Consider the following 8,515-nt stretch of genomic DNA (forward strand, 5'->3'; position numbering starts at 1 on the left):
GCCTTCGGTTTGTCGGGCGATTTTTATTCGATCAAACAGCGTATGAGCTTGAGCATTTCCCAATTTTGATTCATGTTTAAAAACATATAATCCTCTTGTAGCCATATCACCACGCGCAGCAGAACGATCATGCTCAAACATATTTTGTAGTGCTTCCCAAAATAATTGTATATCCTCTTCATTAAAACCAGTCTGTTCAGACAATGATGCAGAAACAAAGCCATGGGCTACGTATAAGCCGTAAGGCACCGTGAATTTATGCCCCATGGTACGATTATCACCACCTTGATTTTCTGCTTCTTTTTCGGTAGTAACCGCCATACGTGTAATCGAGTGTTCAGAAACAATAATAGGTTCTACAGAACGGGCAAAGGTCATCTGAACCGGGCCTCGCACCTGACCACAATTAACACCAGTTGACATCACCGCACCAAAGGTACGCACATCATAAAAATTTGCACACATCCATTGACGCGCTTCATCAATCTTCGCACCACCTTTACGTTTCTTATCATCGGCCTTAAGCAAATCTTCTGCGCCTATGCCTACGTAAGCACGTTCATTCTGTTTATTAAGAATTGCTTTTTCTTTAATATAAATCTCATAACGCACCTGTTTTTCTTCAAGTTTGTTTGTAATTTCAGACTGATCTTTGGTTAATGCAATGTAATTTCTAACTTTTCTTTTCAAGCAAACATCCGTTACCAAGCCTCGCCCTGTTTCCGCGTCAATACGAGGTAAATTTCCTGCATCAGGATCGCCATTAGGGTTTCCATCCTTTACATCAAATAACAATACGAAATCGTAACGATTTTGGATAGCCATAGTTCATTCCTCTTGATTTGAATATTCTGATTTAGTAAAAAAAGCCTGGCGTTGATGGTAATAACCAATGGCAAATAACCCTTGATCCTGTAAATTTAATTGTGATGGGAACGTGTTCACTTCGCTGAGGATTTCGCCAAGTAAGCGCTCAAAAAAAATAGTTCGCCCTTTCTCAAGCTTTGCCAAATGATGATTTTTCAGGCGCATTAGAATAGGTATAACACTCGCGGGTGTGCTGGAAGCTGATGAATAATAGCGATTACGAATAGGGGCATTAATACCAGGATTTGCCTCTTCCTGTATTTTCTCAAGTGTGGCAAACAAACGCCCTAAACGATAGCCTGGTTTTTTATTTTCTTTATCTAATGCCACAGTAACCTCCTCTTGAGTTTGGTTTTTAAATCGTGCTTTACGGTTAAGACAACCTTTTAAAATCATTGCCCGGGGATAGCTCACTGTGCGCTCTGCATGTATGCGACGTAATACAGCCTGAAATAACGTCTCAGGATAAGGTAATCCAGCCAAAATAGAAGACATCCATTCACCACTAAGATTTGGCATTATATTTTCTGATTTGCCAAGCAAGGCTGTAGCGCGTAGTAATTCCCAAAGAGGCAGATAATCATGCTGATGAGGTGCATGCACTAATTCAAGATCCTGAAAATGCCTCACAATACGCTGTGAAAATTCTGCAATTGTTGCTACTTGCCAAAAACGAACAGAAATGCGCGCAGCATTAGGGGAAAGACCCAAAACAAAAAAATGATTTTTATTGTCTTCCACCGGAAAAACGCCCATCTCTACCGACTTAAATAATGCTTTGACCTTATTAGTCAAATGATCCGGATCATCTTTATGGGATCCATCAAATAATGAAGAAAAATCATCTTCAAAATGAGATTTTTTTTCTGACCAAAATACGGTTGAAGCATCACCAACCTGAATTTTTTGTAACGAATCTTTTCTAAGGAGGTAATTTAGTGCTGTAGTATAAGCAAATGCAGATTTTGCACCTATTGGAGCATTAGCCCCCTGAGTCTTACCAAATGAATTGAAGGCATCAAGGTTAAAAGAAACCAAATTTCCACCCATTGTATTAGCACCACGAACTCCTTTGATGGCCGGCTGTAAATTAGCCAGCACCTCTGTTTCTCCTGATATTAAACAAACACCTTGATTACCAATAATTGGCACAGACTTTATCTTTGCAACGACCTCTTTTCGCTCACAAACCAAAATATTGTCACCATTAAGTCGAAAGGCCATAAAAGGGTTCGCCTCCTTTATTTCAGCTGCATACTTGCTTTGCTCAAGAGCGCTCAGTAAAAGTCCTGAGGACAAGAATAAAAGCACCGCGTTCACACCGATATCATGCTCAACGCCAAGCATTTTTATGCGATTTACAAAATCGTTATGCATCTGCGCTACACGCTCAGGTTTGCTGTGCAGCGAAAGACCAAAGATATATTCTGCATTATCCCAGAGCAGATTCGCTTTTACCCCAGACGCGCGCTTCTCAGCCTGTGGAACAAGAAATGCCTTTGCCCTGAGTTGTTTCCCATCCTGCTCGCGACTATCTTCTATCTGAACCAAGTCTCCTTGCTCATCCACAACAATTACAAATGGAATTTCTTTGTATTCAAATCCTTCGGGGGCAATCCCGCCATCAGGATCAGCCACTTTACGATCGTAATAATCTTTAAGCGCTTGTAAGATCATCCTTTCACCTCCGCACTATTCCACGCCGGCACATAAATTACCCCCGCATGAATCTGCGCATTAAAAAATCGTGGGCTAGGATTCTGGCGATTACTGTAATCCATATCATAGAGCATCCAGCCAAGAGAATGATTTTCCTCAATTGGAGTGGGTTCTTGGGAGAGATTTGTCACCAGACGAAAATTACATGCAAATTCACGGCATCCCAGATAAGGCTGGTTGAAGCATTGGCCTTTTTCGGCGCGTCGTTCAAATATTGCGGCATACTTAGCATAGTGAGACGCGACATCTTTTGCTTGATCAAAAAGCAAATCCGCATAAATGCGGTAGCGAACATCGCGTAATAACAAGCCCGCCCTTTGCTGACGTTTATCTTCCACATACATGCCAAGTGAGCCCTTCCCTGAATTCATCGCATGTTTCACCGAACCAGAAGGTATAACAGCACTTACCTCATTACGTCGTACTGAAAATATGCGAATCGGATTTAATACATCAATGCGCGTTATTTGCCACTGAATCGCTGGCTTCCAAAAAATAGCCTCAAAAATTGCACGTGCAGCAGATGGTGTTATTACATCGTAACTGACACGCTCTACCTTCATTTCAGGACGAGTAAAGCAGGCAAATTCACCACTGACATCCAAACAATAATTATTGGGCATCCGCACACCTCCTTTTTACTAGAAAACATTGCTGGTAGACATAATATCTACAACCGATAATAAGCCTGTTTTCTGATCATAAATATTAGAAGAAGATAACGCATAAATTCCTGGATATATTTCTTCTACAGCCCCTTTATCGCGCAATTGTTGAAGCTCATTTTCATAGACAGTCACACTGTAACGTTGTAATTTACGTAATACCCATCTATCCGGCCCGTCTTTTCGCAGAGTATTGATGAGCTTTTCAACATTATCATTATAAGGAATCAGAATCTGGATTCCTGCATCATCAATAATATGAAAACGCTCAGCAGCCGTTCTAAATTGAATACAACACTCGGTTGCATCTTTTGTCAGCAAGGGGACAATCTTTTTTTTATCTCTGTCAATATTAAAATATTGCTCGAAATACGGCGTATATAAGCGATGATCCAGAGGGTTACCCTCCCACTTGTGCCAAACACTTACCGTAGCTTGTTCTGCCTGCAAGAGCATCCCTTTGGGTGCCGAATTTGGCGGGATAAAAATCACTACACGTCCTTGTTTCAATTTACCCTCACGGTTACAGCGCCCTGCTGCTTGCGCAATAGAATCCAAGCCTGCAAGCGCCCGATAAACCACCGGAAAATCCAGGTCGACACCTGCCTCTACAAGTTGTGTGCTAATCACTCTTACTGGCAGCCCTTCTTGCAAACAACGCTTAATTTCACGAATCACTGAGGAGCGGTGTTCTCCACACATCAGGCCCGACAAATGAATTGTTCCTTTGGGCATAAGATCAAACAGTGCACGGCAGTCTTTACGTGTATTCACAATAACTAAAACTGATTCATGCTCACATAAACGTTGCGATAAACTTTCCCAGCTAACGCGCTCATTAAGATTAGTAGGTTTTTCAATTTTTACTCTAACGAGTTGCCTATATAACGCAGGAACATCCTTTATTATTTCATGTACATCAGTAAACCCCCGAAGTACTGTATGACCAAAAGAGTTTTTGATTGTGCTTAAAGCAGGTTGGGTTGCTGTTGATAACACTAGAGTTACACCATAATGTGTCGTTAAAAGACGTAGAACGTCCAGAACTGGTTGCAAAAATTGAGGGGGTAGAAGTTGTGCTTCATCAATAATAATTACCGAATTTACCAAATTATGTAACTTCCGGCATCGGCTTGTGTGCGCTGCAAAAAGTGACTCAAGAAGTTGAACATTGGTCGTTACAATAATAGGAGCATCCCAGTTTTCTGACGAAAGACGACTTTTTGCCGTTTCTTTTTCAGGGTCAAGGTTTGAATGATGTTCAATTACAGCATTACCAAAAACTTTACGGTATTGATCTGCTGTTTGCTCAATAATACTGGTGTAGGGGATGGCAACAATAATGCGTCGCTTATTATGTTTTAATGCATGCTCCAATGCGAATGCCATACTTGAAAGTGTTTTCCCACCACCAGTAGGTACTGTTAATGTATAAATTTTTGATGATGTTAATGCCGCATCTCGACAATTTTGCAATATTTCTGCGCGAATTTTGTTAATGGGGCTATTAGGTAACTTAGAAAGTTTACTTTGCATATGGCTATCAAAACAATTTTTTAACTCATCTAAGTGTGGCCATTTTGCACGTTGAAAAGACTTTTCAGGGGACATAAATTTTTCTGTGTCTAGAAAATCAGCATCTACTAAACATGAAAATAGAATACGCATCCATAAATGTAAGCCTTCAGCACCGCCAGTAGGTAACTTAGAAAGTTTACTTTGCATATGGCTATCAAAACAATTTTTTAACTCATCTAAGTGTGGCCATTTTGCACGTTGAAAAGACTTTTCAGGGGACATAAATTTTTCTGTGTCTAGAAAATCAGCATCTACTAAACATGAAAATAGAATACGCATCCATAAATGTAAGCCTTCAGCACCGCCAGGTGGTTTTGTTGTCGGCTTATTTCGTTTCAAGATATCGTTTGGAATCGATTTTTGTAATATTTCATCAAGATAACCCGCTTTTTTTCCCTTGTCTAATCGACATTCCAATGTAGAATTTCCACCACCATCAGCTGCGCTCCAATCGGGCAATCCAGCATGATGGCCAGCAATAAGATAAGCCAATACGCGCCCCATAGGATCTAATTCATTAATCGCATGAAGAGCACCAGCGGTAGAATGATCAACACGTCCCTGTTCAATATGTGCCTCGGGATCATAACCTGATTTCCCTTTAATATAATGCTGAAATGCAGGACGATACTTTCCTAAGTCATGCCATAAACCAGCCAGAGAAGCCCAATCATCACCATTAAACAATAGTGCTTTGTCACCAGCCAATTGAGCCACATCGCGAAGATGATCTTCTAAACAATGAACTACCCATTGTTTACTCTCGCTTATTTTCACATGTGCAATTTCTATTGCACGACAATCCTCTTCCTGTTCATTAGATGATACGTGTTGATGCGGCATAGATAATATCCTTTTATCATCAAGCTCAAATCCCTTTAGAGCTGACCTACTTACACTGCTTTCAAACCACGCACAGGGACATCCATGTGATAAATATAATGCTTGATAAGTTGCTCCGCCTGTTCGCTCGTTAATGGCTTACTAATAGCCCCTTCCATGAAATAATGTTGGCAATCATATTTCACTACATCAGCCTCATAGCCTGTTAATGCAATAATAGGCACATGATAATTTGTATCTTTTTCTTTTTGCCTTAATTGTTTGGCGACAATATAACCAGAAGAATCCTCAAGCCCAATATCCATTAAGACTAAATCATATTTTCCCGGATGGAATAATTTCACAGCAATGTCTGCCGTATCTGCAATATCTACCTGACAATGTAATGACGTCAACATAGCTTTTTCAACATTTTGTGCAATGATATTATCTTCGACCATGAGTACTGTCGGTAAATGACCGTTTTTAATGAGCTTATTAGTTTCTTTGTCTTCATCACTTAATTGCTCATGATGAGCAGCCAGTGCTTTGCTAAGGGTGATATCCGTTAAAATAACGACTAAACCAATTATGTCTTTATTCATATTATAGATAGGCACGCGATTTGCTTGAAAGTAGAAAACGCGGCCATTTTCATTTTTAATTGGTTTTTCTTCAATATTGTGCGTTGCATTACCAGAAAAAAGCACTTTCATATCATCCAATTTCAATTCTTCGATTCGTTCCTTGTTCCAATGTGCAAATTCAGCCATTTGTTGGTACGGGCTTCCTTTAAAATCGTTCAAAGTTTGCAAGCCGAGCAAATCACGAAAATTGCTATTGCATCCCTTTAAATTACTCTCCATATCCACCCAGTAAACGATATTGGGCATTGCATTAATAATCTCCATATAATGTTGATTTATGGCCTCAATCTCTTCTTTATGAGTATGTCTGGCATGGGAAGACATGCAAAATCTCCGCTTGTTATTGTTTGCATGTAAATTATAGTACAGATTAAATATATTGATATTGGTGATGACATGGGAAAATAAATCCATTCAGACTAGGTCTGAATGGATTTTGGTAGCATCAGATTATTGTTATACGAGGTACAATTTACGCACCAATGATCCACTCAATCTGCTGCTTCAAATCAATCGAAATTTGGGAAAGCTCTTCAAGATCATAATCCAAATAAGGATTCTCTACTGAGTTATTTTCCTGATGCAGTTGTATTTTTCTATCCCGTTCCTGATGCAGCCAGGAAATCTGCGGAGCAAATAATTGCAGAATGCCCTCAACCCATTTATCAAGCACCTGCCAGTAAGGATCATCCAATGTCATTTTATAACGTTTAAGAAAACTCAAGACATGTTCTGCGCCATACCAAACCTCAGAGGTTACCCAGCGGTTGACGGTGAATAAACGGATTGGTTGCCCAAGTTGGTTCATCGCAATAGCCACTAAATGAGTCATGGGATTGTCAATATATCTATCCCAATCCGCTAGAGGTGTCGGCTTAATCGATTTGGGAATATGTTTGTAGCGTAAGAAACAGTGAAAATGACCATGCTCTGTACTTTCAAAGTTTTCTCGATGGCAATGATAAAAATATTGCGCTCCAGTACTGTGATCAATACGATCACCTTTGGGGTAATGGCTCATACGTTCATGACGCTGTTTTTTATTTAACGTGTAATGAAGTATGTTTTTACCCTCTGCAGTAGTCATTAATTGTTGTGATTCTAAAACCTGTGAGGCATACCCCAAGTAACGCTTTTGGTGCCACTTGCTAAGAGTTGGTAAGTTAAATTCTGAATGAGTAAGCATAATTTCTACTACATAGAATAAATAGAAAAAGAGGTAGTAAAACTACCTCTTAATTGGATGACATAACGATTATTCGCCTGAACAACCGCTGCAACCTTTGCAACCAGCATTACCTTTGCAACCTTTACAGCCTTTGCAACCTTTGCAGCCAGCACATCCTTTGCAACCTTTGCAGCCTTTGCAGCTAGCAGCTGCTGGAGCAGCAGCGTCATCAGCATAAGCAACAGAAACTACAGGAGCTGCTAATACAGTTAATAGAGCAGCAACAGCTAGTGTTGATTTTTTCATAATATTACTTCCTTGATAGTTAATGATTTTTTAACCCAATATGATATTAGCAAAGAATTTGATACTTTTCTTCTTTTTTAAATAAAAAATTTAGCGGCTGTCGGCAACTCGTTATTAAAAGCCTCTAATCCTTCTCATGTAAAGATAATTCCTTTTTAGATGCAAACAATAATAGCTTATCCAAAGTTTTAGTACTCAAAATACGTTTTAAGAAAATAAAGGCATGCGCGGGAACAGTTACAGGGTATTTCGCACGTGGATTTTTAGCTTCAATGGCATGAATTAACTTCTTAATGACTGCTGCAGGCTTTTTAGTAAACATGGCATTCGAAGCACTCTGTTTATACGTTAAAAGCATTGCGCTATAATGTTTGCTGAAATGACTATTTTCCATGTCAATGGCGCTTAATGAACCATCAATACAATTATCTCTAAAACGACTTTCGATAGGCCCAGGCTCAATAGTAATAACGTCGATACCCGAGGATTTCAGCTCCAGTCTTAACGTGTCACTTAAGCCTTCCACAGCATATTTTGATGCATTGTACGCACCACGAAATGGCAGACTTATCACACCAAGAATCGAACTAAAATTAATAATGCGACCTTGTCCTTGTTGACGCATAACGGGAATAGCAAGGTTACTCAATTCCAATAAACCAAAAACATTGGTTTCAAATTGCCGACGTATAACGTCACGAGTAATATCCTCTAAGGCACCGGCTTGGCCATAACCTGCATTA

The 8,515-nt window shown here is 39.7% G+C and carries 8 protein-coding genes; all 8 read right to left on the reverse strand.

From position 1 onward, the window contains the following. On the reverse strand, positions 1–825 hold an 825-nt coding region (gene cas7c, locus LDG_RS17740), incomplete at its 3' end, for a type I-C CRISPR-associated protein Cas7/Csd2 (protein ID WP_083821510.1). 3 nt (positions 826–828) lie between these two features. Beyond that, on the reverse strand, positions 829–2,544 hold the full coding sequence (cas8c, locus tag LDG_RS17745) for a type I-C CRISPR-associated protein Cas8c/Csd1 (RefSeq protein ID WP_006872858.1): 1,716 nt from the start codon (positions 2,542–2,544) through the stop codon (positions 829–831). Further along, positions 2,541–3,209 (reverse strand): type I-C CRISPR-associated protein Cas5c, encoded by a 669-nt coding sequence (cas5c, locus tag LDG_RS17750; RefSeq protein WP_006872859.1) that lies wholly within the window; start codon positions 3,207–3,209, stop codon positions 2,541–2,543. The genes cas8c and cas5c overlap by 4 nt, the downstream gene beginning before the upstream one ends. An 18-nt stretch (positions 3,210–3,227) precedes the next feature. Further along, on the reverse strand, positions 3,228–5,672 hold the full coding sequence (locus tag LDG_RS17755) for a CRISPR-associated helicase/endonuclease Cas3 (protein WP_006872860.1): 2,445 nt from the start codon (positions 5,670–5,672) through the stop codon (positions 3,228–3,230). A gap of 50 nt (positions 5,673–5,722) precedes the next feature. After that, positions 5,723–6,622, reverse strand: coding sequence for a response regulator (locus LDG_RS17760; protein ID WP_006872861.1), 900 nt, complete (start codon positions 6,620–6,622; stop codon positions 5,723–5,725). A 148-nt stretch (positions 6,623–6,770) separates the two neighbouring features. Next, positions 6,771–7,484 (reverse strand): DUF6969 family protein, encoded by a 714-nt coding sequence (locus LDG_RS17765; protein ID WP_040536569.1) that lies wholly within the window; start codon positions 7,482–7,484, stop codon positions 6,771–6,773. Positions 7,485–7,553: 69 nt separating this feature from the next. Then, positions 7,554–7,772 carry a hypothetical protein gene (locus tag LDG_RS17770; protein WP_006872863.1) on the reverse strand — a complete coding sequence of 73 codons (219 nt, stop codon included), beginning with the start codon at positions 7,770–7,772 and terminating at the stop codon, positions 7,554–7,556. 124 nt (positions 7,773–7,896) lie between these two features. Continuing rightward, positions 7,897–8,515 (reverse strand): SDR family NAD(P)-dependent oxidoreductase (locus LDG_RS17775; protein WP_040536572.1); only part of this gene is annotated, 619 nt, incomplete at its 5' end.

Source organism: Legionella drancourtii LLAP12, assembly GCF_000162755.2.
In the GTDB taxonomy this organism is placed as follows: Bacteria; Pseudomonadota; Gammaproteobacteria; order Legionellales; family Legionellaceae; genus Legionella; species Legionella drancourtii.

Bases quoted from the DNA above. Each gene is read 5' to 3' on its own strand.
- cas8c (WP_006872858.1), bottom strand. From the start codon at position 2,544: ATGATCTTACAAGCGCTTAAAGATTATTACGATCGTAAAGTGGCTGAT.
- cas5c (WP_006872859.1), bottom strand. From the start codon at position 3,209: ATGCCCAATAATTATTGTTTGGATGTCAGTGGTGAATTTGCCTGCTTT.
- LDG_RS17755 (WP_006872860.1), bottom strand. From the start codon at position 5,672: ATGCCGCATCAACACGTATCATCTAATGAACAGGAAGAGGATTGTCGT.
- LDG_RS17760 (WP_006872861.1), bottom strand. From the start codon at position 6,622: ATGTCTTCCCATGCCAGACATACTCATAAAGAAGAGATTGAGGCCATA.
- LDG_RS17765 (WP_040536569.1), bottom strand. From the start codon at position 7,484: ATGCTTACTCATTCAGAATTTAACTTACCAACTCTTAGCAAGTGGCAC.
- LDG_RS17770 (WP_006872863.1), bottom strand. From the start codon at position 7,772: ATGAAAAAATCAACACTAGCTGTTGCTGCTCTATTAACTGTATTAGCA.